Consider the following 25,201-nt stretch of genomic DNA (forward strand, 5'->3'; position numbering starts at 1 on the left):
CTTTCGCACCCGGAAACACCCTCAGTCGTAAGGCACGGTGAAGATCAAATCCACCGCGCTTTGCTGGCCGGCCTGGGCGCGCACCGTGAAGCGCTGCGAGAGGTCGTAGAACACATAGAGCGTGCCCAGCGCGCCGGAAATCGTTCGCTCATACGCCGCATAGAAGTTGCGTGAAAAGCGCTTGCCCAGGGTCAGGGCGCTTTCGGTGGTGCTGCCGTCGGTGTTGCTGGAGGCGCCGCGGTAGGACAGCTCGTCCAGCCCCAGCGAGGCGGCCAGGCCGCCGGACATGCCTCCGCCGCCTTTGCTGCCGAGCAGGGCCAGGGCGGCCTGCTGCAGCAGGGCGGCTTCGGCGCCGCCGGAGGCGGAGGAGCGTCCCACCACCAGCCAGGAGAGTTTTTCGGCGTCGGGCAGCTCGGGCTGGGCGTAGAGGCGCACGCGGGGCAGCAGGGCGGTGCCGGTGATCTGCACGCCGACGCGCTGCGTGAGGTTGGGGCGTATCGCCAGGATGTCCAGCATGGGGTTGTCGATGGCTCCGGTGAAACGCAGCATGCCTTGCTCGACGTCCAGGCGCTGGCCGTAGGCGCGGTACTGGCCGCCGGCGGTGTTGATGGTGCCGTTGAGATGGGGGTCGCGCAGGCTGTCGCCGCTCAAGGCTAATGTGCCGCGCACGCGGGTGTCTATGCCCTTGCCCTGGATGCGGAAGTCGCGGCCCAGGTCCAGCTCGACGGCCAGCTTGACGGGACGCGCGTCGCGGTCGGCGGTGTCGCTGCCGGCCTGGGCCGGCGCCTTCTGGCCGGCTGCCGCGCCGCGGGTGCTGCGCACCACCACGTCGTCGCCCAGCTGCGGCGTGCCTTCGTCGGGCAGGATGATGCGGGCCTGGTCGACCACCAGCTTGCCGGTGAGCTCGCTTTGCTGGCCCTTGAGGCCGGCCTGCACCTCGCCGGAGACGGTGAGCTGGCGGTCGGTGCGTATGCTGGCGCGCAGGCGCTCGAGCTTGGCGTTGAGCTGCACCTGGGGTTTGCCTTCGACCCAGCCGGCCTCGCCCTGGGCCGTGAGGATGCCGCCCGTGCCTTTGTCGCCGGCGCCCTGCAGCGTGAACTCGTTGATGCGCATGCGGGTGCCGTCGAGCTTGGCGCGCAGTTTGCCGTTGCCGAACTCGATGCCGTCGACCACCGAGCGCAGGGCCAGGTCGTCGGCCTGCAGGTCGCCGGCCAGTTGCGGCGCGGCGCGTGTGCCGCTGATGGCGACGTCGGCGCCGAGCGAGCCGCGCAGCCGCCAGCCCGGGGGCGCGAGCACCGACCACACGCCTATGCGCGGCAGCTGCGCGCGCAACTGGCCGGCCAGGGGCGCGTCGGCGGGCCAGAGCCAGCCGCCGCCGGCCGTGGCCGGTGCGCGCGCCAGGCGTGTGCGCAGCTGGCCGTCGGCGGTGCCGGCGCGTTCGCTGTCCCAGCGCAGCGCGACCGTGACGGCCTCGCCTTCGCTTTGCAGCGAGAGCCGCGCTTCCTTGACGCCGGCCGCCACGCGCGCCGAGGTGCCTTGCGCGGTTTCGGCCTGCACGGTGATGTCGCCGCTGCTGCGCGCCAGGCTGGCCTTGAGGCGCAGCGTGTCGCCCAGCGTGGCGTCCCAGTCGCCGTCGAGCAGCAGTGTGCCGCCCAGGCCGGCGCCGGCCATTTGCGGGCCGGCGAAAAGTTCTATCCAGGCCAGGGGCAGGCCGCTGAGCTTGCCGGCGGTGATCAGCTCGCGGCCTGGCCGCCAGCGTACGGGCTGCCAGGCCAGTGTGGCTTGCGAAGGTGCGGCCGTGCCTGAAGCGCCGGAAGCAGGCGCGGCCAGCAGCGCCTCACCGGCGCCGCTTTCAAATGCGCCGCCGTTGCGTGAGGGCGTCCATTTGAGCGGGACGGCGTTGCGGGTTTTGAGCTGCCAGGCGCCTGTGCCGAGTGCGGGGTCCTGCACGCTGAGGCTCAGTTGCTGGAGCAGGCCTTGCCAGGCTGAGTCGGCGAGCGGCGTGTTGCGCGATGCGGCGCCGCGCCCGCCTTCGGCCGCCAGCTGCAGCGTGTAGCGGCGCGCGCCGGCTTCGACGCGGCCCTGGGTGTTGAGTTGCGCCTGGCTCAGGCGGCCCGAGAGTGTGGCCTGGAAGGCGCGGATCTTGATGAGCTCTGCGTCCGCCGTGGAAGGCGCGCCCGCGGCGGCCGGTGCGGCGGCGGCCATGCGCCAGTCCAGCGAGGGCAACTCCAGCCGCGCCTGCAGGGCCGGGTCTTGCCAGCCGCCTTGCCAGCCGGCCTGCAGCTCGGCGCTGCCGGTGGCCGAAGCGGATTTGAGTGAGGCTGGCATGCCGGGCAGCTTTTGCAGCCAGCGCAGGGCTTGGGCCATGTCGCGGCCGCGCAGGCTCAAGTCGCCTTTGCCGCTGGCGGGGCGCAGCTCACCCTGTACTTGCGCATCGAGCCCGGGGGCGGTCAGCGTGAGCTTGCCTTTGCCGCCTTGCGCGGCGGGCTGGGCTTCGAGCTGGCCGCTCAGTTCAGCGTCGTCGCTGCGCACGCGCAGGGCCGAGAGCAGCAAGGTGCCGCCGGCCTGTTCGGCGTTCCAGCTGCCGGTGGCGCTGGCGTCGCGCAGGCGCAGCGCGCCCAGGGGATTGTTCTTTGTGTTGGCGGCGTCGTTGCGCGCCGCCTGGACATTCGCCTCAAAGGCAATCGCTGCGCCCTGGCTGTGGGCCTGGGCCTTGCCGTCCAGCGGCAGCGGCGCGAGCTGGCTGTGCAGCAGGGCGGGGTTGACCTGTTGCAGCGTGGCTTGCAGTTTCCAGGCGGGGGTTTTGGACGTGGTGGCCCCGGCGGGCGCATCGGCCCATTCGCCGCTGGCCAGCAGATCGCCGCCGCCCAGCCTGGCCTTGAGCGTGCGCACCAGGGCCGCGCCGCCGCGCCATTCGCCCTGGCCTTCGAGCCGTTCCAGCGGGAGCTTGTGCTGGTCCCAAGGGCCGGGCTGGGCATTGGCGAGTTGCAGTTGCAAGCCCCAGGCGGAAGCGGATGACACCGGCGCGCTGTCGGCCGGCCGCACGCTGGCGCTGCCTGTCAACTGGGTGAACGGGCCTTCGGGCCAGAAGGCGGCGACGTCGAGGTCGCGGAAGTTCGCGTCGGCTTGCGGCAACGGCTGTGGGGCCCAGGGCATGACGCGGGCCGTGGCGCTGGCCTGCGGTTGCGGCTGGCCTTTGCGCGCCTGCGTTTGCATCTGCAAATCGGCCTTGAGCAGCAGCTCGGTGAGCGGGCCCTTGGCCGTGGCCTTGAAGGCCAGCGGCACGGAGGTTTTTCCGCCGGGGATGGGCGCATCGAGCGCTCCGTTGAGGCTCGCATCGAGTTGCAGCGCGCCGCGTGAAGACAGCGAGGCCTTGCCGCTGTAACGGCCTTGCGCGAACTGTGCGCTGAGCAATTCAAGCTGGTGCGACAGGCCGTTGAAGGCGTAGTGGCCGCTGATATTCGACGCGGAAAACGCCGCGCCGCCGGTCCATTGCAGCCGGCCGACGGAGAAGCCTTCGAGCAGCACCGGCAGCGGCAGGCCCAGCGCGGAGGGCGGCACCGAGGGCGTGGTAGAGGGCGGGCGCTGGTCGTCGACCTGCACGCTGGCGGCGGCCAGGCGATTGACCTTGAGCGTGCCGTGCAGCAGCGACCACGGTTGCCAGGCCAGGGTGAGGTCACGCACGTCCACACGCAGGCCGTCCTGCTGCCAGACCAACTGGTCGATGTGGCCGCCGCCGCGCAGCGAACCGGTGACGCGCTCGGCGCTCAAGGGTTGCGAGCGGGCGATCCAGGCCAGCGCGGTGGCCAGCGAGCCGTCGGTGCCGGCCCACCACCAGGCGCCGCCTGTGGCGGTGACGGCGAGCGCGGCGACCCCGGCCGCGGCCCAGGCCGTGGCGCGCAGCCAGCGGCGCGGCGGCCGTGACGGTCGGGGTGGCCGGGAGGGTGCTGCGGGCGCAGCGGAAGTGGCGGGCGTGTCCATCAGAAAACAAATCCCACGCTGACGTGCAGGCGCAGCTGCTTGGACTTGACGCCGTAGGCAAGGTCTATCTGCAGCGGGCCTATGGGGCTTCGCCAGCGCACACCGGTGCCTATGCCGACGGAGGGTTTCATGTCTTTGGGGTTGTCGGCGACGGCGCCGGCGTCGATGAAAAAGGTGTTCTCCCACTCGCTGGGCCGGCCGTCTTTCAGCATGGGGCGCTGGTATTCGACACTGCCGACGGCCAGGTAGCGGCCGGGGCCGATGACGCCGTTGTCGAGCTTGATGCCGATGTCGCGGTAGCCGTAGCCGCGCACGGTGGTGTCGCCGCCGGTGCGGAACAGCAGGGTGCCGGGAATGCGGGCCGAGTCCTTGGCGATCACGGCGCCGCCTTCGGCGCGTAGCGCGATGCGGCCGCGCTCCAGCGGCACGATGCCGAGCCAGCGGCCCACGGCGCGGCCCAGGGGCAGGTGCTGCGAGCCCATGGTGCTGCCGGCGCCCAGTTCAAAGCCCAGGCCGTAGCCTTTGTTGGGGGCAATCAGGCTGTCGAAGTAGCGGCCGGTCCAGACGTAGTTGGCGGTGAGGGCCGAGCCGTCGCCGACGTCGGCGGCGGAGCTGTTGATCTGGCCGCTGCCGCTGACGCTGGCCCTGTCGTACTGCAGGTAGACGTTGCGGTCTATGCGGTCGCCGGCCTGGGTGCGGCCGAAGCGCAGGCGGCCGGAGCGCGTGACGAGTTCGTCGTCGTCGACGCGCTCGGCGCGCGCCAGCGCCACCCAGCGCCAGTTGGATTCATCGGGAATCGAGGTCCACTCGGTTTGCGCGAAGGGGGCTTTCTTTTCAAGCTGCAGCTTGGTGACGGCGCGCCAGTTGGTGCCGGGCACGCGCAGGTGCGTGTGCTCGACCGAGGCGCGCGGGCCGCTGTCGGTGGTGACGCCCACGCCGAGGATGATTTTTTGCAATTTGGCTTCCCGCACCTGCACCTGCACCGGCGCGGCGTTGGGGTCGCTTTCGGGGTCGACAAAGATATAGGCCGAATCGAAGTAGCCGCTGGCGGCCAGGCGCTGCTGCGCCTCGACCAGCTGGTATTGGTCGTAGGGCGCGCCGGTGGTCAGGCGCGCCAGGCGCGGCACCAGCACCGGGTCGTAGCGTTCGACGCCGGTGACCTGCATGGGGCCCAGGCGGTAGAGCGGGCCGGAGTCGAGCTTGAGGCTGAGCGCCGCGCTGTGCTCGGGCGCATCGACGTCGGCCAGGCTGCCGGCCAGCTTGCCGGCGGGGTAGCGGCGCGCCACCAGGTCGCGCAGGGCCTGGGTCTTGGCGCTGTCCCAGGCGTCTTGTGTGAAGCGCTGGCCCACGGACAGGCGCCAGTCGCGCAGGATGCCGGCGCGCTGGGCTTGCGCGTCACGGTCCGGCGACTCGGCGATGTCGCCGGCGAAGTCTATGGCCACGGCACCTATGGTGGTGGCCTGGCCGGGTTCCACGGCCACCACGATGGTGGGCCGCTGGCCGGACGCCACGGTGCCGCCCTCGCGCGTGATGGTGATCGTGGGGCTGAAATAGCCGAGCGTGCCGACCAGGTTGCGCACATTGCGTTCGGCCAGCACGATGAGGCGTGCCAGCTCGGCCTCGTCGAGGTCGGTCACGGCGCGGTAGCGCTGCAGCTCGAGGTGTTTTTCGAGCAGGCCCTTGACGGGCTGCGGCGCGCGCACCGCGATGTCGAAGGCCGTGACTTCGGGCTGGGCGCTGGTCGGGCCGGTGGCGCCTTGCGGTGTGGGTTCGGGTGTGACTTTTTCAGGGGGCGGCGGCGGGGCGGGCGCGGTCTGGGTGACGCCGGAGGGCGGTGCCGTGCTGCTGTCCATGGGCGCAGCCGTCTGCGCGCCGGCCGGGGGCGCCAGCAGGGCCGCAAAGAGGGCGAGGGCAGGGATGAGGCCGGCGCTGGCTGTCATCAGTCCTGCCGGGGTGGCCGTCCGTGCGCACTGGGAACTGTGGGTGCTGGGAGGGGTCACGGGGGCAGTTTACTTGAGCACCCCCGCGTGCCTGCGTAGGAGACCGTCCTTATTTGGACAAAAGCCGCATGGCTTCCTCAAGGCCTTTGATGGTGAGGGGGAACATGCGCTGGTTCACCAGTTGCTGGATCACGGCGATGCTTTGCCGGTACTGCCAGACGCCCTGCGGCTCGGGGTTGATCCAGGCGAACTTGGGGAAGGCGTTGGTCAGGCGCTGCATCCATTCGGCGCCGGCTTCCTCGTTGTTGTATTCCACGCTGCCGCCGGGCTGCAGGATCTCGTAGGGGCTCATGGTCGCGTCGCCGACGAAGATGAGCTTGTAGTCCTTGTTGTACTTGCGGATGATGTCCCAGGTCGGGAATTTTTCGCTGAAGCGGCGACGGTTGTTCTTCCACATGAAGTCGTAGACGCAGTTGTGGAAGTAGTAAAACTCGAGGTGCTTGAACTCGGCTTTCACGGCCGAGAACATTTCTTCCACGCGGTGGATGTGCTCGTCCATGGTGCCGCCCACGTCCATCAGCAGCAGCACCTTCACGTTGTTGTGGCGCTCGGGCACCATCTTGATGTCCAGCCAGCCGGCATTGGCGGCGGTGGAGCGTATGGTGTCGTCGAGGTCCAGCTCTTCGACGTTGCCCTGGCGCGCGAACTTGCGCAGGCGGCGCAGCGCGACCTTGATGTTGCGCGTGCCGAGTTCCTGGGTGTCGTCGTAGTCCTTGTAGGCGCGCTGGTCCCAGACTTTCACGGCGCTCTTGTTGCGGCTTTTTTCCTGGCCTATGCGTATGCCCTGGGGGTTGAAGCCGTTGGCGCCGAAGGGCGAGGTTCCGCCCGTGCCTATCCATTTGCTGCCGCCTTCGTGGCGTTCCTTCTGTTCCTCAAAACGCTTCTTGAGCGTTTCCATGAGCTCGTCCCAGCCCATTTTTTCGATCTTGGCCTTTTCCTCGGGGCTCAGTTCGAGCTCGAGGTTTTTGCGCAGCCATTCGAGCGGGATGTCCTTGGTGAAGTCGGCCAGCATCTCCACGCCCTTGAAGTAGGCGGCGAAGGCGCGGTCGAACTTGTCGTAGTTTTTTTCGTCCTTTACCAGCACGGTGCGGCTCAGGTAATAGAAGTCGTCGATCTTCCAGGCGCCTTCACCCGCATAGGCGTCGAGCTTGTCGCTGTTCGGGCCGACCACGCCGGCCTGCAGCGCTTCGAGCAGCATCAGGTATTCCTTGACGGAGACCGGCAGCTTGGCCGAGCGCAGGGTGTAGAAAAAATCGATCAGCATGAGAACTCCTTGGCGGGCGCCTCAGGTTCGGGGTTTGTCCAGCAAATACAGCAACTGCGCCTTCACTTCCGGCCATTCGCCGGCGGCCAGGCTGTACATCACGGTGTCGCGTATGGTGCCGTCGCGGCGCAGCGCATGGCCGCGCAGCACGCCGTCCTTGCGCGCGCCCAGGCGTTCGATGGCGCGCTGCGAGGAATGGTTGAAGTTGTCGGTGCGCCAGCCGACGATGTTGCAGCCCAGGGTGTCGAAAGCATGCGTGAGCATCAGCAGCTTGCAGGTGGTGTTGACGTGGGTGCGCTGGCAGCGCGCGGCGTACCAGGTGTAGCCGATCTCGACGCGCTTGAGGTTGGGCACGATGTCGTGGTAACTGGTGGAGCCCAGCACCTCGCCGCTGGCCGCGTCGGTGACCGCGAAGGCGAAGCGGTTGGCGGTGGCCAGCGCGGTCTCTATGTAGCCGCGGGTTTCATGCGGCTCGGGCACGGAGGTGATGCGCAGCTTCCAGAGCTCGCCGTCGGCGGCCGCGGCTTTGAGGCCGGCTTCGTGCTCGAGCGCAAGGGGCACCAGCTTGACGCCGCGCGCCGTGAGAGTGACGGGTTCTACGAAGGCCATCCTGCAATCCTTTTCCTGTTGGGCAGTGTGTTCACGTGGACTGCAGCCGGGCACAGGCCGCGGCGGCCTGGCCGCGCGGATTGTCCCGGCACAGTTTGTTGAGTTCGGTCCTGGCGCCGGCGTGGCCGGCATGGGCCGCGCGCACCAGCAGCTCCACGGCATGCCAGGGAACGTCCGGGGCCGGGCGATGCGGCGGCACAGGCCGCGCGGCGGCGGCCTTCTCGGATTCGAGGGAGACCTTGGCGCGCCGGCTTGGCGGCCCGGCGGCGGGCCGGCCTTCCAGCAGCTTTACGTAGTCATGGACCATCAAGTCGGCATCCGTCGCCGTCAGCTGCTTGCGCGGGAGCGACAGCCAGGAGCGTGTGCCGGCGTCAGGCACATCGCTGAGCTTTCGGCCGGGCGCCGTCAGCATGGCGGCGACTTCGTCGGGCACGGCCTTGCCCAGGCCTGAGGCGCGCGACAGTTCGTCGGCGTTCACCGCGCCGGCCGCCGCATTGCGTTCGGCGGCGCCGGCCGCGGCTGCCGCGTCGCCCGCGCCCAGCTCCACCGCGCTGGCGGCCTTGCCTGCCTTCGCCGCTGCATTGGCGCCCTGCGTCACCTCGACAGCGCCGGCCACGCCCGCTGCGCCGGCCGCGCCTTTGCCGGCGGCACCGGCGGCGGCTGTGCCTTTTCCGGCAGCGGAGCCGAGCTTGGCGAGGGCGCCCCAGAAGGCATGGGACGGGGCGGGGAGAAGTGCCAGGGCCAGCAATGCGGCCAGGCAACTGCCGTGGAGGGCTGCGCGGCGGACGGGGGCTGTTGAGTGCTGCATGGGCGTCTTCCGGTCAGGTGTTTGCGGGTCAGTCGGCTTTCTTGCGGCGGGCGCGCCAGGCCCGCGCAACTTGCAAACCGCCGCCGCCGCCCAGGCCGACCAGCACGATGCCGGCGATGGCACCGTTGCCGTAGCCGGATTCAAAAATATCGAAGCCGAGCAGATGGCCGGCCCAGAAGCCGAGCAGCGCACCGCCGACAAAACCGACCGCGTCGGACAGGCCTTCGACCAGCAAGGATTTTTGGCTCATGTGTGAATCCCGTGTTCAGCGATTGTTGCGCTGCATGAAAACCAGCTTCTCGAACAGGGTCACGTCCTGCTCGTTCTTGAGCAGCGCGCCCACCAGCGGCGGCACGGCGACCTTGTCGTCCTTGCTTTGCAGGGCGTCCAGCGGGATGTCTTCGGCGACCAGCAGCTTGAGCCAGTCCAGCAGTTCGCTGGTCGACGGTTTCTTCTTGAGGCCGGGCAGGTTGCGCACGTCGTAAAACGTTTTCATCGCGGCCGTTAGCAACTCTTTCTTGAGATCCGGGAAATGCACGTCGACGATCTGCTTCATGGTGTCGGCGTCGGGGAACTTGATGTAGTGGAAAAAGCAGCGGCGCAAAAACGCGTCGGGCAGTTCTTTTTCGTTGTTGGAGGTGATGAACACCAGCGGGCGGTGCCTGGCCTTGATGAGTTCGCGTGTTTCGTACACATAGAACTCCATGCGGTCGATCTCGCGCAGCAGGTCGTTGGGGAATTCGATGTCGGCCTTGTCGATCTCGTCGATCAGCAACGCCACCGGCGTTTCCGAGGTGAAGGCCTGCCACAGCACGCCCTTGACGATGTAGTTGTGGATGTCCTTGACTTTTTCGCCGCCGTCGACGGTGGACAGCTGCGAGTCGCGCAGGCGCGACACCGCGTCATATTCATAGAGGCCCTGCTGCGCCTTGGTGGTCGATTTGATGTGCCATTGCAACAGCGGCAGGCCCAGCGACTCGGCCACTTCCTCGGCCAGCATGGTCTTGCCGGTGCCGGGTTCGCCCTTGACCAGCAGCGGCTTTTTCAGGGCGGCGGCGGCGTTCACGGCAAGCATCAGGTCCTGGGTGGCGACGTAGTTCTTGGATCCTTGGAATTTCATGGTCTGGCGTCAATGTGGGCGGGTTTGGGGGGCTATTCTCTTGGTTTGAAAAACAGCCGGTGCTTGGGGGCAACAGGCCCAGATATAATCCGGGGTTGTTTATAAGATGAATTCCCACCTGATTGTGCGCGCAAAATGAATAAGCTGTTCACCACGATATTCGCCGTTGCTGTCTCTTGTGCGACGGCTGCCAGCCTGGCCCAGGAAGTCAAGGGCGACGCCAAGGCCGGCGAAACCAAGAATGCCATGTGCATCGGCTGCCACGGCATCCAGGGTTACCAGGCCTCCTTCCCCGAGGTCTACAAGGTCCCGAAAATTTCCGGCCAGAGCGCCAAATACATCGTCGCCGCGCTCAACGAATACAAAAAAGGCGAACGCAAACATCCGACGATGCGCGCCATCGCCGACTCCCTGACCGACCAGGACATCGCCGACCTCGCCGCCCACTACAGCGTCGACGGCATGACGGCCGCCGAGCTGGCCAAGGCAGCCGAATTGGCCAAGGCCGCCGCCGCGCCGGCCCAGGCCGCCTCATCGGCCAAGGCTCCCGAAATAGCCAAGCCCAGCAGGGAACCCAGCGCCGAAGTCAAGGCCCTGCTGGACAAAGCCAATTGCGCGTCTTGCCACGGCACCAACTTCAGCCTTCCGGGCGAGGGATACCCCAAGATCGGCGGCCAGCACGCCGACTATCTCTTTGTGGCCCTGAAAGCCTACAAGATGGAGCCCGGCAACCCCAAGGTCGGCCGCGGCAATGCCGTCATGGGCGCCATGATCAAGCCTTACACCAATACCGAGTTGAAGCTGCTGGCCAACTACCTGGCCTCTATCGACGGCGACCTGAAGACCATTCCGCAGAAGAAATTCCGCTAAGCCGGAAGATCCCGCCCAACAAAAAAGCCGCTTCATCAAGCGGCTTTTTTGTTGGTCAGTCTTTTGTTGCCCGGCGTTGAACGCAGTCTATGTACGCGGCGCCGTCGGGCGGGCGCCCCGCGCGCTGGCTCTCCCAGACCATCTGTCCCAGGCAGTCCATGGTTTCATGGTGGGCGTCGTGCAGGGAGTTGCGCCTGGCCGTCAGCAGTTCCACGGCCTGGCGTATGCCGCGCGGCTGGTCGATGGAGCATTGCTCGCTGATCGACAGGTGCATGGAGAGGTGCAAAAACGGATTGGTCTTGCCGGCCTCGACGTCGTACATCTTTTCCAGCGCACCGTCGGCATCGGCGAAATCCGCATGGTATTCGGGATGCTCTTCGATCCACTGGCTGGCGAGGGTTTCAATCGCCTCCATGGGCTGGCCGGCGCGGGCCTTGGCATAGACGGAGCAGAAGAAGCGACGAACGTCGGCTTGTGAGGGCGTGAACATGGACGAAAGCGTATCACGCGGGTGTTTTCCAATGCCGGCCTGGGGTTGTGCTTTTCAGTGCTCGGGCCACAGGGCTGGCTGGCTACGTCCTACAGACAGCTTCTCTGCCCCTGCCTACATTACGAAGCACAGTGGCGAAGTTCCGGGGCAAGGCCACTCCATAACCATTCACAAGCCCGGCGAGGAGATTTCAGATGAACGCAGCACGCATCACAGGCATTGTCCTGATCGTTTTGGGCCTGGCCGGATTTTTCACCGGCGGCTTCAGCTTCACCAAGGACACGACGGCCGCCAAGCTGGGCCCCATCCAGCTGACCGTGAAAGAAAAAGAGTCGGTCAACATTCCGCAGTGGCTGAGCCTGGGCGCCATCGTTCTCGGTGCGGTCGTACTTGTCGTGGGTTTTAAAAAGAACTGAGCTGTTCCATCAGCCTCAACTGCGTTGCACGCTCAGCATGCGAGAAATCGCATGCGCCGCCGCCAGCAGTTGCGGCAGCATGCTTTCCTGCATGGCCTTGGCGCTGGTGCGGTTGGCCTGGCCGCTGATGTTGAGGGCGGCCACTGTCTGGCCGGCGCGGTTGGTGATGGGCGCGGCCATGGACACCAACCCTTCTTCCAGTTCCTGGTTCACCAGCGACCAGCCCTGCTTGCGCGCCTGCGCGACCTTGGCCGCCAGCTCTTTCACGTCGGTCACGGTGTATTTGGTGCGGGCCGTCAATGTTGAGGCCTGCAGGCACTTTATGAGTTCGGCCCCGGGCAGGGCCGACAACAACATGCGGCCCATGGAGGTGCAGTAAGCCGGCAGGCGCGAGCCCACGCCCAGGCTGATGCTCATGATCTTGTGCGTGGGCACGCGCAGCACGTAGACGATGTCCGTGCCGTCCAGCACCGCAGCCGAGCACGATTCCTTGACCTCGCCGACCAGCGCTTCCATCACGGGTTCGGCCAGGTTCCAGATTGGCATGGAGGACAGGTAGGCAAAACCCAGGTCCAGGATGCGCGGCGTGAGGCTGAAGAGCTTGCCGTCGTTGTGCACATACCCCAGCGTTTCCAGCGTCAGCAGGATGCGGCGCGCGCCCGCGCGGCTCAGGCCGCTGCGCCCGGCGACCTCTGTCAGCGTCTGGCGCGGCGCGTCGGTGCTGAAAGAGCGTATGACCTCCAGCCCGCGCGCGAAGGACTGGACGTAGCCGTCGCCCGGCTTGTGGGCTGTGGCGGGCGTGGATGCGGCGTTTGCCATGGTGCGGGAAATCTCCTAAAATTCATTATACGAACTCTTGTTCTAATGTCGAACAATATTTGACGCGGCCCTCATTCAATGTGAGGCAACCGCCGTACCTGGAGACTTCTGGATGATCAACAAGATTGCCGCTTCCGTCGCCGATGCGCTGGCGGATGTGAAAGACGGCTCAACGGTGCTGATAGGCGGCTTCGGCACCGCGGGCATTCCCAACGAGCTGATTGACGGCCTGATCGCGCAGGGCGCCAAAGACCTCACGGTGGTGAACAACAACGCGGGGAATGCGGAGGTCGGCCTGGCCGCGCTGCTCAAGGCCGGGCGCGTGCGCAAGATCATCTGCAGCTTTCCGCGCCAGGCCGACAGCCAGGTGTTTGACGGGCTGTACCGCAGCGGCAAGCTGGAGCTTGAACTGGTGCCACAGGGCAACCTGGCCGAGCGCATTCGCGCCGCGGGCGCCGGCATAGGCGCGTTCTTTTGCCCCACGGGCTATGGCACCGAACTGGCCCTGAACGCCGACGGCAGCGCCAAGGAAACCCGCGAGATCAACGGCCGGCAGTACGTGCTCGAGATGCCGATCTACGGCGACGTGGCCCTGATCAAGGCCGAACGCGGCGATCGCTGGGGCAACCTGACTTACCGCATGGCGGCGCGCAACTTCGGCCCGGTGATGGCGACGGCGTCCAAAAAGACGATCGCCACCGTGCACGAGATCGCCGAGCTCGGTGACCTTGACCCTGAGACCATCGTGACGCCGGGCATCTTCGTCCACCACGTCGTCAAAATCCCACGCATAGCCACCCAAGCCGGCGGCCTCAAGAAAGCGGCATGACCATGACTTACCAACGCCGCAGCAAGGACCAGCTCGCAGCCCGCGTCGCGCAGGATATTTTTGACGGTGCCGTCGTCAACCTCGGTATAGGCCAGCCCACGCTGGTGGCCAACCATTTGCCGGCCGGCCGCGAGGTCATTCTGCAAAGCGAGAACGGCATCCTCGGCATGGGCCCGGCGCCCGCCGAAGGCCAGGAAGACTACGACCTGATCAACGCCGGCAAGCAGCCGGTGACGCTGCTCAAGGGCGGCGCGTTTTTTCACCATGCCGACAGCTTCGCGATGATGCGCGGCGGCCACCTCGACATCTGCGTGCTGGGCGCCTTCCAGGTCTCGGCCACCGGCGACCTCGCCAACTGGAGCACCGGCGAGCCCGGCGCGATTCCGGCGGTGGGCGGCGCCATGGACCTGGCCATAGGCGCGCGGCAGACCTGGGTCATGATGGATTTGCTGACCAAGCAGGGCGCCAGCAAGCTGGTGAGCCAATGCAGCTACCCGCTGACCGGCATAGGCTGCGTCAAGCGTGTGTATTCAGATCTCGCGACACTGGAATGCACGCCGCAGGGCCTGAAGCTGATCGACACCGTCGAAGGCCTCACGCACGCGGAACTCGAAATACTGGTCGGCCTGCCGATTGCGGCCGCCTGAACTTCACCCTCTTCGGAAAAAGACACACCATGACCCAAGCTTTTATCTGCGACGCGATCCGCACCCCCTTCGGCCGCTACGGCGGCGCCCTGAGCAGCGTGCGCACCGACGACCTGGGCGCGACCCCGCTGAAGGCGCTGATGGCGCGCAACCCCAAGGTGGACTGGCAGGCCGTCACCGACGTGATCTACGGCTGCGCCAACCAGGCCGGCGAAGACAATCGCAACGTGGCGCGCATGGCAGCCTTGCTGGCCGGCCTGCCCATGGACGTGCCGGGCGCCACCATCAACCGCCTGTGCGGCTCGGGCCTGGACGCGCTGGGCACGGCGGCGCGCGCCATCAAGTCGGGCGAGGCCACCTTGATGATCGCCGGCGGCGTTGAAAGCATGAGCCGCGCCCCCTTTGTAATGCCCAAGGCCGAAAGCGCTTTCAGCCGCGCCAACGCGGTCTATGACACGACGATCGGCTGGCGTTTCATCAACAAGCTGATGAAGGAAAAGTACGGCGTGGACGCCATGCCCGAAACCGCCGAGAACGTGGCGACCGATTACAAGATCAGCCGCGAAGACCAGGACAAGATGGCGCTGGCCAGCCAGCTGAAAGCCGTGGCCGCGCAAAAGGCCGGCTACTTCGACGCCGAGATCACGCCAGTGACGATTGCCCAGAAAAAAGGCGACCCGATTGTGGTCAGCAAGGACGAACACCCGCGCGAGACTTCGCTCGAAGCGCTGGCCAAGCTCAAGGGCGTGGTGCGGCCCGACGGCACGGTGACCGCCGGCAATGCCAGCGGCGTGAACGACGGCGCCTGCGCGCTGCTGCTGGCCGATGAGGCCACCGCCGCAAAGAATGGCCTCACGCCGAAGGCGCGAGTGGTTGGGATGGCGACAGCCGGCGTCGCGCCGCGCATCATGGGCATAGGTCCGGCGCCGGCCACGCAAAAAGTGCTGGCGCTGACCGGCCTCACGATGGCGCAGATGGACGTGATCGAACTCAACGAAGCGTTTGCCGCGCAAGGCCTGGCCGTGCTGCGCATGCTGGGCGTGCGGGACGACGACCCACGCGTCAACCCCAACGGCGGCGCGATCGCGCTGGGCCACCCGCTGGGCGCCTCGGGCGCGCGGCTGGCGACCACGGCCGTCAACCAGCTGCACAAGGGCGGCGGGCGCTATGCGCTGGCCACCATGTGCATAGGCGTGGGCCAGGGCATCGCGGTGATTCTTGAGCGCGTCTGAGCGGCTTCAGTGAACTCCCGCGCGGCCTGCCCTGTGGTGGGCCGCGTTGCCGGATAACATGGCGCCTCCCGTTCCTTTGCCTTTCACGCCTGCACGCCACGGCGTTGAGCGTTGGTAAACCGAAAGACACGCCGTGAGCTTCCCGCTGATCACCGATCCCTTCTTCTACGCCGTTGCCGTTCCCGCCGTGCTGATGCTGGGCGTTAGCAAAAGCGGCTTCGGCGCGGGCTTCGGATCCCTGGCGGTGCCGGTGATGGCGCTGGCGGTCACGGTGCCGCAGGCCGCCGCCATCCTGATGCCGGTGCTGCTGCTGATGGACCTGCTGGGCCTGGCGGCCTTTCGCCGCGACTTCGATTTCAAGTTCCTCAAATTCCTGGTTCCCTTCGGCCTGGTGGGCACGCTGGTGGGGGCGCTGCTGTTCAAGGTGCTGGACGCCAAGGTGGTCGCGGCCCTGGTGGGAATATTCACCTTGTTGTTTTTGGCGCAGCGCCTGCTGTTCCCGCCCCGGCCCAACAGCCCGCCGCCGCCGCGCTGGCTGGGGGCGATCCTGACGGTGACTTCGGGCTTCACCAGCTTTGTCTCCCACGCCGGCGGGCCGCCGCTGAGCGCCTACGTGATCCCCATGCGCCTGAGCCCGGTGAAGTTCACGGCCACCATGGCGGCCTTCTTTTTTGTCATCAACCTGTCCAAGTGGATTCCTTATGCCTGGCTGGGCCTGCTGGACCTGCGCAACATGGCGACCTCGCTGGCCTTGCTGCCGCTGGCGCCGCTGGGTGTGTGGATGGGCGTGCGCATGGCGCGAAGCATCAGCCCGGTGTTGTTTTACCGCCTGCTCTATGTCGGCATGCTGTTGACCGGCTGCAAGCTGCTCTGGGACGGCTTCCATTGAGAGAGGGACCGCTCAAAAACCCTCCTGGCGTTGTTGCGCCGCCTTGCCGTGCTGTAGCACTGTCTGCGGCGACGCGCCTAGCCAGGACCGCTTCGCTGGGTTTTGTGAGCAGTCCCTTAGCTCGAATCGCCTCTCGCGTCCAGTGTGACGCCAGTGCGGCCCCATGCCTCAATAGGTTTTAGCCCGGCCCCAGGGACTTTTACCGGCATGCATTTCGCGAATTTCTGTGAGAATCGCGGGCATGAGAACAATATGCTTACATTGCAGTTGACCTTCCCTTCATGACCACCGTTGTCTTTGCCGATCTCGTGGGCAGCACCAGCATGTTTGAACGGCTGGGCGATGAGACCGCGTCGCGTTTCGTGACGCAGCTCATCGGCGTGCTCAGCCAGGTGTTCCAGCAGCACCAGGGCCGGGTCGTCAAGCTGCTGGGCGACGGCCTGTTCGTGGTGTTCCCGAATGAAGGCGACGCGCTCTCGGCCTGCATCAGCATCCAGAAGCGCCTGCAGGAAAAGCCCATCAAGCCCGGCGGCAGCGGCGCACCGGTGCAGATGCAGATGGGCATTGAGTCGGGCGAAGTGGTCGAGATCGACGGCGACTGCTTCGGTGACACCGTGAACTCCGCCGCCCGTCTGGCCGACCTGGCCGGCGCCGCGCAAATCCTCACCACCGAAAACGTCTGGACGGCGCTGCTGCCGGTGCAAAGGGCCGCCCTGCGCAGCATGGGCCCGATGTACCTGCGCGGCCGGGCTGAAGCCAGCCACGTCTATCGGGTCGAATGGCAGACCGGCCGCGACGAAGACGCCACCATGGCCGGGCGCTCCATGTTCGCCTCGCCCAGCCAGGCCTTCCTGGAGCTCAGCTTTGCCGGGCAGACCGTGCGGCTGGACGCCAAAAGCAGCAAGCTGGCGCTGGGCCGGGGCGCCGACGCGGCGCTGAACCTGAACGACCCGCGCGTCTCGCGCATGCATGCCACGCTGGAGTGGCGCGGCGGGCAATTTGTGCTGACCGACGCCTCCAGCTACGGCACCTGGGTCTACCTGGGCAACCAGAGCGAAGCCGTGGTGCTGCGGCGCACCGAGTGCTACCTGGTGGGCAGCGGCCACATCGTGCCGGGCTGCGACCGCAAGGACGACAACGCGCCGCTGGTGGCGTTTTCGATACGCACCTGATCGCCGATGGCTGCGGCGGGCCGGAAAAAGTTACTGTTTTTCAAAGGTTTGCCCTCCCGGCGATGCAAGCTAGAATCGATTTTTGTTTCAAGACGTAGCCGGGCTTCTGGGCAGCCCGCAGGCCATCCCGCCTTTTTTGCCACCCAGCCCATTTCGCCCAATTCCATCTCCTCATGAGTCTCAAGAAGCTTGGCCGATACGATCTGATCAGCGTCCTCGGCAAGGGCGCGATGGGGCTGGTGTACGAGGGACGCGACCCGAACCTGGACCGGCGCGTGGCGATCAAGACCATCAAGGTGGAGAACCTCTCGGAAGAGGCGGCCGCCGAATACGAAGTGCGTTTTCGCACCGAGGCCCGCTCGGCGGCGCGCCTGCAGCACCCGCACATCGTCAGCGTCTACGATTCCGACCGCGACGGCGATATCGCTTTCCTGGTGATGGAGTTCGTCGACGGCGACGACCTTAAACACCACCTGGACAGGGGTGACCTCTACACCTTGGAGCAGACCCTGGGCATCATGGGCGACCTGCTGTCGGCGCTGGATTACGCGCACCGGCAAAGCATCGTCCACCGCGACATCAAGCCGGCCAACCTGCTGATAGAGACCAGCGGGCGGGTCAAGCTCACCGACTTCGGCGTGGCGCGCATCCAGGATTCGGGCGAGGCCACGCGCACGCAGGGCTCCATGGTGGGCACGCTCAAATACATGTCGCCCGAGCAGGTGCAGGGCCGTCCCATAGACGCGCGGGCCGACCTGTTCGCCGCCGGCATCGTGCTGTACCAGCTGCTGACGGGCAAGCGGCCCTTCGACGGCGACACCGATTTCTCCACCATCCAGCAGATCGTGGGCCACACGCCCGCCGCGCCCAGCAGCTTCAACCCCAAGCTGCCCGCGGCGATCGATGCGGTGGTAGCCAAAGCCCTGGCCAAGTCGCGCGACCAGCGTTATGCGAGCGCCCAGGACTTCCTCGCGGCGCTGCAGGCCGCAGCCCGCGAAGCGGCCGACACCAAGGTGCTGCCGCCGGCGCTGCCGCCCGGGCCGGGTACCAACTCGACCTGGACGTCGACGCTGCTGGCCGGCGAGGCGCTGGTCGACCTGCAGTCCGGTACCAGCGCCAACATCTCGGTGGTGACGCAGGAACTCGAGCTGGTTTACTGGAAAGAGATCAAGGAATCCATGGATGTCGAGGACATCCAGGGCTTTCTCACCAGGTTCCCTTCCGGCATCTATGCCGACCTGGCGCGCCGCCGCCTGAAGAAGATGGGCGTGCCCGGTGGTGAGGATTCCGACATCGGCAGGCGCCTGGGCACCGGCACCTTGATCGTTCCGCGACCGGCGGGCCAGGACGCGTCCGTCCCCGGGGCAAGTAGTTCGGGCACGTCGACCGACATGGCCTGGAAGGCGCTGGAGGAAGCCGCGGCGCAGGCGCCGGTGACATCTCCCGCCATGCCGCCCGCACCCGCCGCGGACGACCCGGATGCCACGCGCCTGGGCGCGCCGGTCATGGCCATGCCGGCGCAGGCCGAGCCGCCAGCGCAGCCGCAGGTACAACAGCCGCAAGTGCAGGAACAAGCTTCCGAGTGGCCTGAAACCGTGTTCAGCGACGCCGCCCTGGCACCAACAGAAGCCAAGCCTGCCGCGGCGCGCGCCGTGGCCGCAGTCGCCGCAAACAAGCTTGCGGCGCCGGTTGCCGCCACCGAGTCCTCCGCCAGGCCGTCGAAGACGGAGTCCAGGCGCAAATCCCGCCCGGCAGAGCCAGCCACCGCCACCGCCAAGACTTCAGTACCGACGTCGCGCTACCTTGCCTTGGGCGTGGCGGGGCTGGTGGGTCTTGCCATTCTGGGCATCGGCATCAAACAGTTCAGCAAACCGAAGGTGCCGGTTGCCGAGTCCGTCCAGCCGGCGGCTGCGGTCGATGCCGGTGCCCCGCCCGCGACGGCGAAGGCTGCGGAGCCGGTGGTGCAGGCCGCGCAGGCCCAGCCCGCGGCGGCGCCGGCTTCGGCCCCGGTGGCGGCTGCCGCACCCCTGTCACCGGCGTCCAAGGCCGCGGCGGCCCAGGCCCTCGCGGCCAGGAAGGCTGCCCTGGAGAAGGAACGGCTTGCCAAACAGCAAGCCGCGCAGGCCAAAACCGGTGGTACCGCAGCTGTGCCCGCGGCCGCCGAGCATGCCGCCGCACCGGCGCCGTCCGTGTCGTCCGGCGACCCGCGCAAGGCCTGCGAAGACCGCATGCTCATCGGTTTCCAGATCTGCATGAACGATCAATGCGCCAAGCCGGCTTTCACCAACCATGCGGTGTGTGTGGAGCGCCGCGCGATGGAACAGCGGCGGCGCGAGGCCGAACAGCTCAGGCGCTAACTCAAGAGCCAAGCGCGAGGCGGGGATCTCTCAAGAGGCTCTTTCCTGCCGCTTGCCTGTTTATTCCGCCTTCGGCGCTTCCGGGCCGTCCTGCCAGCCGGCGGGCCGGCGCTGCGCCTGTTGCTGGCGCTCCTGGGCCAGTTGTTCTTCCAGCTGCAGCCGCCCCTGTGTGGCCACGGCGATGACCTTGGTGCGGTCCTTGCGGTGCGGGTACATGCGTTCAAACAGGTCGAGGTTGTGCTGGCGAAAACGCATGGCGGCCTGGCGCGCCTCGTGCGGCGGCTGGCCCAGTAGCTCCAGCACGCTGCGCGCGCTGCGCAGGCTGGACTCGAAGACCTCGCGTTCGACCAGCATCACGCCGCGGTCGCGAAGCGCGTTCCAGTGCGTCACGTCGCGCGCGCGGGCGACGATCTGCATCTGCGGGAAGTTCTCGCGCGCGATGTCGACGATCTTGAGCGACTGCTCCATGTCGTCCACCGACAACACCAGGATCTTGGCGGTGGCCGCGCCGGCGGTGCGTAGCAGGTCCAGGCGCGTGGCGTCGCCGTAGAAGACGCGGTAACCGAAGGCGCGCACGGTTTCTATCATCTCGGCGTCGTGGTCCAGCACGGTGGCCGGGATGCCCTGGGCCAGCAGCATGCGGCCGACGATCTGGCCGTAGCGGCCGAAGCCGGCGATGATGATGGGCGCTTCCTGCTGCTCGGAGATTTCCTCCATCTGGGGCAGGTTGCAGTTGGCGTAGCGCGGCACCCAGAATTTGTCGACGGCCACCAGCAGCAGCGGGCTCAGCAGCATGGACAGCGCCACCGCGCCTATCAGCAGCGATGCGGTCTCGGCGGAAAACACCTGTGCGCCGGCGGCCGCCTGGAACACCACGAAGGCGAACTCGCCGCCCTGCGCCAGCAGCACCGCGAACACCGGGCGCTCCTGGAAGGGCAGTTTCATGAGTTTGGCCAGGCCGTAGATCACGGCCAGCTTCAGGCCCAGAAAGCCCACCAGGATGGCGGCCATCAGGCCGGGCGAGCGCAACAGCACGCCGAAATCGATGCTCATGCCCACGGCGATGAAAAACAGGCCCAGCAACAGGCCCTTGAAGGGCTCGATGTCGGTTTCCAGCTCGCGCCGGTATTCGCTTTCCGCCAGCAGCACGCCGGCCAGGAAGGCGCCCAGCGCCATGGACAGGCCGACGAACTGCATCAGCGCCGCGATGCTGACCACCAGCAGCAGCGAAGCAGCCGTGAAGATCTCGGGCGTGCCGCTGTTGGCGATCCAGCGCAGCAGGGGGCGCAACAGCAGGCGGCCGCCCAGGATGATGGCGGCGATGGCGCCGACGATCTTCAGCGCTTCGAGTGCCCGGCCGCTGTGGCTGACGGCCTCGTTGTCGCCGGCCATGGCGCCCAGCAGCGGCAGCAGCGCCAGGATGGGGATGGCCGCCACGTCCTGGAACAGCAGGATGGAAAAGCCCGCCTGCCCGCTCGAGGTCGGCATCAGGTGGCGCTCGCCCATGGCCTGCAGCGCGATCGCGGTCGACGACAGCGCCAGGCCCAGCCCGGCAACCAGCGCCGTCTGCCAGCCCACGCCGAAGGCCATGGCCGTGCCGGTGAGCAGGGCGGCGCAGCCGAGCACCTGCGCGCTGCCCCAGCCGAAGATGGGCCGGCGCAGGTTCCACAGGCGTTTGGGTTCGAGTTCAAGGCCGATCAGGAACAGCATCAGCACCACGCCGAATTCGGCGAAATGCAGGATGTCCTGCACATTGGTGACCAGGCCCAGGCCCCAGGGGCCTATGCCTATGCCGGCGGCCAGGTAGCCGATGATGGAACCGAGGCCGAGTTTTTTGGCCAGGGGCACCGAGATCACCGCGGCCGCAAGATAGATAAAGCTGTTGACCAGCCAGGTTGGCGCGTGCTCCATCAGAGGGCCCTCACGGCAGCGGCTTCGTGCTCGACAAGCCGGTCCTTCATGGGCACCACGCAGGCGGCACACTGCTCCAGGTCTTCGAGTTCGGGCCAGTCCGGGTAGCTTTGCAGGCGCTGGCTGAAGGTGGCGATGTGGCTGGCGACGGTTTGCCGGTCGACGCTATGGGCGCCGTGCAGCACCAGCGGCGGCAAAAAGCGCATGCCGCACAGCGCCGCACTTTGTTCATACGGGGGCAGGAAAGCGTCAAAAAAGTAGCGGTTGTAGCCTTGCGGGTGGTAGGAGTCCTCGGGGCCGCCGGTGGTGGCGACCAGCCACAAGTCCTTGCCTTGCAGCGCCCGGCCCTTGCCGTGGTTCTCGTCGCCGTGGCCTTCGCCGTAAGCCCAGCCGTAGCTGAAGACGTCGTCGAGCCAGAGCTTTTGCAGCGGGGGCATGGAATACCACTGGATGGGGTGCAGCAGCACCACCAGCTGCGCGCGTTCCAGGGCGGCCTGCTCCCTGGGCACGTCGATGGCGTAGTCCGGATAACTCGAGTAAAGGTCTTGCACCCGCACGCGGGGCTGGGCCCGCGCGGCCTCCATCAGGGGGCGGTTGACCCGCGATTCGCGCCAGGCCGGATGGGCTGCAATGACATAAATGTCAGGGTTGGCGGTCTGGCCCGTGGGTTTTTCTGTGGTTGTGATAACGCTGTCCATGCCGTTACCATAGCGGAAAAGCAAGACCAAGAGTTCCCAGGAACGACAAGTTCCAAACCGAGGAGATTCGCATGCCCGTGGTTGTGATCGCCAATCCGAAGGGGGGCGTCGGCAAAACGACGCTGGCCACCAACGTTGCCGGATATTTCGCCAGCCAGGGCCATTCGGTCATGCTGGGGGATGCCGACCGGCAGCAGTCTTCGCGGCTGTGGCTGGGCCTCAGGCCGCCGGCCGCCCGGCAGATCGCCACCTGGGATGTGAACGCCGACCTGATCGTCAAGCCGCCCAGGGGCACGACGCACGTGGTGCTGGACACCCCCGGCGGCCTGCACGGCTGGCGCTTCAACGACGTCCTCAAGCTGGCCGACAAGGTCATCGTGCCGCTGCAGCCCAGCGTGTTCGACATCTTCGCCACTCGCACCTTCCTGGACCAGCTCGCCGAACACAAACACGCCGGCAAGATGCAGGTGGGCATCGTCGGCATGCGCGTGGATTCGCGCACCATCGCCGCCGACAAGCTGCGCGCCTTCGTCGAAGGCCTGGGGCTACCGGTGCTGGGCTACCTGCGCGACACGCAGAACTACATCCACCTGGCGGCCCGCGGCCTGACCCTGTTCGACGTGGCGCCCAGCCGGGTTGAAAAAGACATGGAACAGTGGAAAGCCATCTGCCAGTGGCTGGACCGCTGAGAGCGGGTTTTTGCGCGGCGGCTTGTCGCTGAGCCGACAAAGCGCGCGCATGGGTGCCGTTACAGTGGCGCCATGAGAATTTTTGAGACATTGGCCGAACTGGCCGCCTGCACCGGCCAGGAAGTCGCCGTCAGCGACTGGATCACCATCACCCAGCAGCAGGTCAACCTGTTTGCCGAAGCCACGGGCGACCACCAGTGGATACACGTCGATGTCGAAAAAGCCGCCGCCGGGCCGTTTGGCGGGCCGATCGCGCACGGCTTTTTGACCTTGTCGCTGCTGCCGCGCTTTTTTGAGTCGTCTTTTGACATCACCGGCTCGCGCATGGGCGTGAACTATGGCCTCAACAAGGTGCGCTTCACGGCGCCGGTGCCGGTGGGCAGCCGCCTGCGGGGGCGCATGAAGCTGCTGGCGACCGAGGCCATTGCCGGCGACGGCATGCAGATGACCTGGGAGGTGACGGTGGAACGTGAGGGCTCGGCCAAACCGGTGTGCGTGGCCGAGTCGCTGGTGCGGCGCTATCCCTGAGCGGGCGGGGAGTCCGGGCGCCTAGATGCGCAGCAGCTGGCCGGCCGGCAGCCAGCCCTCAAACACTTCGATCAGGCTGTTGATGCGCTCCGCCGCTTCACCCTGGCTATGCGCCTGGGCGATGCACTGGTGCAGGTCGCTGCGCAGCAGCCACAGTTCGGCCGGCGTCTTGGCCACGTTGATCTGGTAGATGACCCGCTGGGAGCGCATGTCGCGGCAGTCGTGCAGCAAGGCCAGCAGGCTTTCGCGGACCTGTTCCAGCGGTACGCGGTCGACGGGGCGCCCCGAATCGGAAAAAGCAGGCGCCGCCCTGCCAAAAATACGCTTGATGACCATGTTCACTGAAGACTCCAGCCAGTCTTGTGAACTGGGGCTATGGGAAGGGATAAGGCCGGAATCGCCGGGTGTCGGCATCCACGCGCTTAAAAAAGTCGAAGGGTGAATCATAGGGTTTGTACCTAGTTCCTGGCAAGGCATTTGGACCGGCCTCAGATGGACGGTTGGCAGGCCGTCAGCCGGTCGTCAGGCTTGCGCCGCGCCGCCAAAACCATTCTGCCGCCAGGCCTCAAACACCGTGACGGCCACGCTGTTGGAGAGGTTCAGGCTGCGCTGGCCGGGCCGCATGGGCACTTTGAGGCGCTGGGCAGGGGCAAAGGAGTCCCGCAGCTCCGGCGCCAGGCCGCGGGTTTCCGACCCAAACACCAGCCAGTCGCCGGGCTGGAAACGCACGTCGTAGATGCTGCCCGAACCCCGGGTGGTCATGGCAAACAGGCGGTCCGCGGGTGGTTGCTCACTTTCGAGCATGGCCAGCCAGCTGGCATGGCGCAGCAGCTGCGCGTACTCGTGGTAATCGAGTCCGGCGCGGCGCATGTGCTTGTCGTCCATCGAAAAGCCCAGCGGCTCCACCAGGTGCAGCCGGCAGCCGGTGTTGGCCGCCAGCCGGATCACGTTGCCGGTGTTGGGCGGGATTTCGGGTTCGACCAGAACGATATTGAACATGCGGGAGACCGGTGAAGCGGAGCCCGGGATTCTAGGGCCAGGCCCTACGCGGGTGCGGTTCGGGCAAAAACGACCGCTGTGACATGCGCGGCGCCCGCGTCGCGCAAAGCCTGCGCGGCGGTGTACAGCGAGGCGCCGCTGGTCATCACGTCGTCCACCAGCAGCACGCGCCGGTCCCGCAGTTCCGCCGCGCGCAGCGGGTCGACCTGGAAGGCGCTCCTGACGTTGGCCAGCCGCTCCTTGCGTTTGAGCTGGCTTTGCGGGCGCGTGTGCCTGACGCGCAGCAGCAGCCCGGCGTCGGGGCGGGCGGGTGTCTGTGTCTGCCGGGCCAGCGCGGCGCACAGCTCCCAGGCCTGATTGAAGCCGCGTGCCTGCAAGCGCTCAGCCGACAGCGGGATCGGAAGCAGCCAGTCTTCGGGCCCCAGTTCGCCAAACACCTGGGCAAGGCCGGGCGACTGCAGCAGCAGGCCGGCGAAAAAAGCGGCCCAGCCATGCCGCTCGCCGAACTTGTAGCCGGCGACCAGCGTGGACCAGGGGTAGGCATAGGCCACGCCAGCGAAGGCGCGGTCCAGCGGGGGCGCTTCGATGGCACAGGTGCCGCATAGCGGCGGGCCTGTTCGAAGGCCTCCGGAAAGATCGGCCGGCAAGGCAAGGGCGCAGCACATGCAGCGCAGTGCCGGCGGCGCAAAACGGGCCACGCAAGGCCCGCATACCTGCCGCGCGGGCCAGCTGCGGCAGACCGCGCACTGGCTCGCGATGCCGGAGGCAAAGCCTGAAGCAAAGCCGGGAATGCGTGACAGGAATGCGGAGGGAGCAAGCAAGCGTGTGAACACCGTGTCAATATACTCGCGTACTTTTCAGCGATACACGTTC

Annotated in this window: 24 protein-coding genes; 10 read left to right on the forward strand and 14 right to left on the reverse strand. The window is 66.9% G+C overall.

Going from position 1 to position 25,201, the window contains the following annotated elements; all coding sequences use genetic code 11:
- Positions 1-21: 21 nt before the first annotated feature.
- The 7 genes from AC1D1F_RS02850 to AC1D1F_RS02880 all read right to left on the reverse strand — a co-directional run bounded on the left by AC1D1F_RS02850 (position 22) and on the right by AC1D1F_RS02880 (position 9,782).
- A complete protein-coding gene (locus AC1D1F_RS02850; RefSeq protein ID WP_477695952.1) occupies positions 22-3,981 on the reverse strand; it encodes a translocation/assembly module TamB domain-containing protein in 3,960 nt (1,319 codons plus the stop codon).
- Positions 3,981-5,921 carry an autotransporter assembly complex protein TamA gene (locus tag AC1D1F_RS02855; RefSeq protein WP_477695951.1) on the reverse strand — a complete coding sequence of 647 codons (1,941 nt, stop codon included), beginning with the start codon at positions 5,919-5,921 and terminating at the stop codon, positions 3,981-3,983. The genes AC1D1F_RS02850 and AC1D1F_RS02855 overlap by 1 nt, the downstream gene beginning before the upstream one ends.
- A gap of 109 nt (positions 5,922-6,030) precedes the next feature.
- Positions 6,031-7,245 carry a vWA domain-containing protein gene (locus AC1D1F_RS02860; protein WP_477679048.1) on the reverse strand — a complete coding sequence of 405 codons (1,215 nt, stop codon included), beginning with the start codon at positions 7,243-7,245 and terminating at the stop codon, positions 6,031-6,033.
- A 21-nt stretch (positions 7,246-7,266) separates the two neighbouring features.
- Positions 7,267-7,854 carry a GNAT family N-acetyltransferase gene (locus AC1D1F_RS02865; RefSeq protein WP_477679047.1) on the reverse strand — a complete coding sequence of 196 codons (588 nt, stop codon included), beginning with the start codon at positions 7,852-7,854 and terminating at the stop codon, positions 7,267-7,269.
- 31 nt (positions 7,855-7,885) lie between these two features.
- Entirely contained in the window at positions 7,886-8,662 is a 777-nt protein-coding gene (locus AC1D1F_RS02870; RefSeq protein WP_477695950.1) for a hypothetical protein, read from the reverse strand.
- A 28-nt stretch (positions 8,663-8,690) separates the two neighbouring features.
- On the reverse strand, positions 8,691-8,912 hold the full coding sequence (locus tag AC1D1F_RS02875; protein WP_477678510.1) for a hypothetical protein: 222 nt from the start codon (positions 8,910-8,912) through the stop codon (positions 8,691-8,693).
- 15 nt (positions 8,913-8,927) lie between these two features.
- Positions 8,928-9,782 (reverse strand): AAA family ATPase, encoded by an 855-nt coding sequence (locus AC1D1F_RS02880; RefSeq protein ID WP_436156569.1) that lies wholly within the window; start codon positions 9,780-9,782, stop codon positions 8,928-8,930.
- A 135-nt stretch (positions 9,783-9,917) separates the two neighbouring features.
- Between AC1D1F_RS02880 and AC1D1F_RS02885 the strand changes: the two genes are divergently transcribed.
- Positions 9,918-10,652 (forward strand): c-type cytochrome, encoded by a 735-nt coding sequence (locus AC1D1F_RS02885; protein ID WP_477678508.1) that lies wholly within the window; start codon positions 9,918-9,920, stop codon positions 10,650-10,652.
- A 55-nt stretch (positions 10,653-10,707) separates the two neighbouring features.
- Here the strand turns inward: AC1D1F_RS02885 and AC1D1F_RS02890 are convergent, their stop codons facing one another.
- Entirely contained in the window at positions 10,708-11,142 is a 435-nt protein-coding gene (locus AC1D1F_RS02890) for a DUF1841 family protein (RefSeq protein WP_477678507.1), read from the reverse strand.
- A 194-nt stretch (positions 11,143-11,336) separates the two neighbouring features.
- Here AC1D1F_RS02890 and AC1D1F_RS02895 point away from each other — a divergent pair, with 194 nt between their 5' ends.
- Positions 11,337-11,558, forward strand: coding sequence for a hypothetical protein (locus AC1D1F_RS02895; RefSeq protein WP_477678506.1), 222 nt, complete (start codon positions 11,337-11,339; stop codon positions 11,556-11,558).
- Between the two features lie 15 nt (positions 11,559-11,573).
- Here AC1D1F_RS02895 and AC1D1F_RS02900 read toward each other — a convergent pair whose 3' ends face one another.
- Positions 11,574-12,377 carry an IclR family transcriptional regulator gene (locus tag AC1D1F_RS02900; RefSeq protein WP_477678505.1) on the reverse strand — a complete coding sequence of 268 codons (804 nt, stop codon included), beginning with the start codon at positions 12,375-12,377 and terminating at the stop codon, positions 11,574-11,576.
- 112 nt (positions 12,378-12,489) lie between these two features.
- On the opposite strand from AC1D1F_RS02900, the gene AC1D1F_RS02905 reads away from it, so the two are divergent.
- From AC1D1F_RS02905 to AC1D1F_RS02930, 6 genes are all read left to right on the forward strand, one after another.
- Entirely contained in the window at positions 12,490-13,206 is a 717-nt protein-coding gene (locus AC1D1F_RS02905) for a 3-oxoacid CoA-transferase subunit A (RefSeq protein WP_477678504.1), read from the forward strand.
- Complete coding sequence (locus AC1D1F_RS02910; RefSeq protein WP_477678503.1) at positions 13,203-13,853, forward strand: 3-oxoacid CoA-transferase subunit B; 651 nt, start codon at positions 13,203-13,205, stop codon at positions 13,851-13,853. The genes AC1D1F_RS02905 and AC1D1F_RS02910 overlap by 4 nt, the downstream gene beginning before the upstream one ends.
- A gap of 29 nt (positions 13,854-13,882) precedes the next feature.
- Entirely contained in the window at positions 13,883-15,085 is a 1,203-nt protein-coding gene (pcaF, locus tag AC1D1F_RS02915) for a 3-oxoadipyl-CoA thiolase (protein WP_477695949.1), read from the forward strand.
- 133 nt (positions 15,086-15,218) lie between these two features.
- Positions 15,219-15,974: a sulfite exporter TauE/SafE family protein gene (locus AC1D1F_RS02920; protein WP_477675950.1), complete on the forward strand. Its 756-nt coding sequence runs from the start codon at positions 15,219-15,221 to the stop codon at positions 15,972-15,974.
- Between the two features lie 281 nt (positions 15,975-16,255).
- Entirely contained in the window at positions 16,256-17,146 is an 891-nt protein-coding gene (locus AC1D1F_RS02925) for an adenylate/guanylate cyclase domain-containing protein (RefSeq protein ID WP_436156578.1), read from the forward strand.
- A 173-nt stretch (positions 17,147-17,319) separates the two neighbouring features.
- Positions 17,320-19,503 (forward strand): serine/threonine-protein kinase, encoded by a 2,184-nt coding sequence (locus AC1D1F_RS02930; protein ID WP_477675952.1) that lies wholly within the window; start codon positions 17,320-17,322, stop codon positions 19,501-19,503.
- 60 nt (positions 19,504-19,563) lie between these two features.
- On the opposite strand, the gene kefC is transcribed toward AC1D1F_RS02930, so the two are convergent.
- A complete protein-coding gene (kefC, locus tag AC1D1F_RS02935; protein ID WP_477695948.1) occupies positions 19,564-21,414 on the reverse strand; it encodes a glutathione-regulated potassium-efflux system protein KefC in 1,851 nt (616 codons plus the stop codon).
- Positions 21,414-22,112 (reverse strand): glutathione-regulated potassium-efflux system oxidoreductase KefF, encoded by a 699-nt coding sequence (kefF, locus tag AC1D1F_RS02940; protein WP_477675954.1) that lies wholly within the window; start codon positions 22,110-22,112, stop codon positions 21,414-21,416. The genes kefC and kefF overlap by 1 nt, the downstream gene beginning before the upstream one ends.
- Positions 22,113-22,183: 71 nt before the next feature.
- On the opposite strand from kefF, the gene AC1D1F_RS02945 reads away from it, so the two are divergent.
- A complete protein-coding gene (locus tag AC1D1F_RS02945; protein ID WP_477675955.1) occupies positions 22,184-22,801 on the forward strand; it encodes a nucleotide-binding protein in 618 nt (205 codons plus the stop codon).
- 72 nt (positions 22,802-22,873) lie between these two features.
- A complete protein-coding gene (locus tag AC1D1F_RS02950) occupies positions 22,874-23,329 on the forward strand; it encodes a MaoC family dehydratase (RefSeq protein WP_477675956.1) in 456 nt (151 codons plus the stop codon).
- A gap of 21 nt (positions 23,330-23,350) precedes the next feature.
- Here the strand turns inward: AC1D1F_RS02950 and AC1D1F_RS02955 are convergent, their stop codons facing one another.
- The 3 genes from AC1D1F_RS02955 to AC1D1F_RS02965 all read right to left on the reverse strand — a co-directional run bounded on the left by AC1D1F_RS02955 (position 23,351) and on the right by AC1D1F_RS02965 (position 25,149).
- Positions 23,351-23,671, reverse strand: coding sequence for a hypothetical protein (locus AC1D1F_RS02955; RefSeq protein WP_477653148.1), 321 nt, complete (start codon positions 23,669-23,671; stop codon positions 23,351-23,353).
- Positions 23,672-23,851: 180 nt separating this feature from the next.
- Complete coding sequence (gene trmL, locus AC1D1F_RS02960; protein WP_477675957.1) at positions 23,852-24,328, reverse strand: tRNA (uridine(34)/cytosine(34)/5-carboxymethylaminomethyluridine(34)-2'-O)-methyltransferase TrmL; 477 nt, start codon at positions 24,326-24,328, stop codon at positions 23,852-23,854.
- Positions 24,329-24,372: 44 nt separating this feature from the next.
- Positions 24,373-25,149 (reverse strand): ComF family protein, encoded by a 777-nt coding sequence (locus tag AC1D1F_RS02965; protein ID WP_477675958.1) that lies wholly within the window; start codon positions 25,147-25,149, stop codon positions 24,373-24,375.
- Positions 25,150-25,201: the final 52 nt, after the last annotated feature.

Source organism: Polaromonas sp. P1_H6, assembly GCF_056405195.1.

What these genes read in the sequence shown, in the direction of transcription:
- AC1D1F_RS02925 (WP_436156578.1), top strand. Translation starts at nt 16,256, where the DNA reads ATGACCACCGTTGTCTTTGCCGATCTCGTGGGCAGCACCAGCATGTTT.
- AC1D1F_RS02865 (WP_477679047.1), bottom strand. Translation starts at nt 7,854, where the DNA reads ATGGCCTTCGTAGAACCCGTCACTCTCACGGCGCGCGGCGTCAAGCTG.
- AC1D1F_RS02900 (WP_477678505.1), bottom strand. Translation starts at nt 12,377, where the DNA reads ATGGCAAACGCCGCATCCACGCCCGCCACAGCCCACAAGCCGGGCGAC.
- pcaF (WP_477695949.1), top strand. Translation starts at nt 13,883, where the DNA reads ATGACCCAAGCTTTTATCTGCGACGCGATCCGCACCCCCTTCGGCCGC.
- AC1D1F_RS02890 (WP_477678507.1), bottom strand. Translation starts at nt 11,142, where the DNA reads ATGTTCACGCCCTCACAAGCCGACGTTCGTCGCTTCTTCTGCTCCGTC.
- AC1D1F_RS02910 (WP_477678503.1), top strand. Translation starts at nt 13,203, where the DNA reads ATGACCATGACTTACCAACGCCGCAGCAAGGACCAGCTCGCAGCCCGC.
- AC1D1F_RS02885 (WP_477678508.1), top strand. Translation starts at nt 9,918, where the DNA reads ATGAATAAGCTGTTCACCACGATATTCGCCGTTGCTGTCTCTTGTGCG.
- AC1D1F_RS02930 (WP_477675952.1), top strand. Translation starts at nt 17,320, where the DNA reads ATGAGTCTCAAGAAGCTTGGCCGATACGATCTGATCAGCGTCCTCGGC.
- AC1D1F_RS02850 (WP_477695952.1), bottom strand. Translation starts at nt 3,981, where the DNA reads ATGGACACGCCCGCCACTTCCGCTGCGCCCGCAGCACCCTCCCGGCCA.
- AC1D1F_RS02895 (WP_477678506.1), top strand. Translation starts at nt 11,337, where the DNA reads ATGAACGCAGCACGCATCACAGGCATTGTCCTGATCGTTTTGGGCCTG.
- kefC (WP_477695948.1), bottom strand. Translation starts at nt 21,414, where the DNA reads ATGGAGCACGCGCCAACCTGGCTGGTCAACAGCTTTATCTATCTTGCG.
- AC1D1F_RS02860 (WP_477679048.1), bottom strand. Translation starts at nt 7,245, where the DNA reads ATGCTGATCGATTTTTTCTACACCCTGCGCTCGGCCAAGCTGCCGGTC.
- AC1D1F_RS02905 (WP_477678504.1), top strand. Translation starts at nt 12,490, where the DNA reads ATGATCAACAAGATTGCCGCTTCCGTCGCCGATGCGCTGGCGGATGTG.
- AC1D1F_RS02855 (WP_477695951.1), bottom strand. Translation starts at nt 5,921, where the DNA reads ATGACAGCCAGCGCCGGCCTCATCCCTGCCCTCGCCCTCTTTGCGGCC.
- AC1D1F_RS02945 (WP_477675955.1), top strand. Translation starts at nt 22,184, where the DNA reads ATGCCCGTGGTTGTGATCGCCAATCCGAAGGGGGGCGTCGGCAAAACG.
- AC1D1F_RS02875 (WP_477678510.1), bottom strand. Translation starts at nt 8,912, where the DNA reads ATGAGCCAAAAATCCTTGCTGGTCGAAGGCCTGTCCGACGCGGTCGGT.
- trmL (WP_477675957.1), bottom strand. Translation starts at nt 24,328, where the DNA reads ATGTTCAATATCGTTCTGGTCGAACCCGAAATCCCGCCCAACACCGGC.
- AC1D1F_RS02950 (WP_477675956.1), top strand. Translation starts at nt 22,874, where the DNA reads ATGAGAATTTTTGAGACATTGGCCGAACTGGCCGCCTGCACCGGCCAG.
- kefF (WP_477675954.1), bottom strand. Translation starts at nt 22,112, where the DNA reads ATGGACAGCGTTATCACAACCACAGAAAAACCCACGGGCCAGACCGCC.
- AC1D1F_RS02880 (WP_436156569.1), bottom strand. Translation starts at nt 9,782, where the DNA reads ATGAAATTCCAAGGATCCAAGAACTACGTCGCCACCCAGGACCTGATG.
- AC1D1F_RS02870 (WP_477695950.1), bottom strand. Translation starts at nt 8,662, where the DNA reads ATGCAGCACTCAACAGCCCCCGTCCGCCGCGCAGCCCTCCACGGCAGT.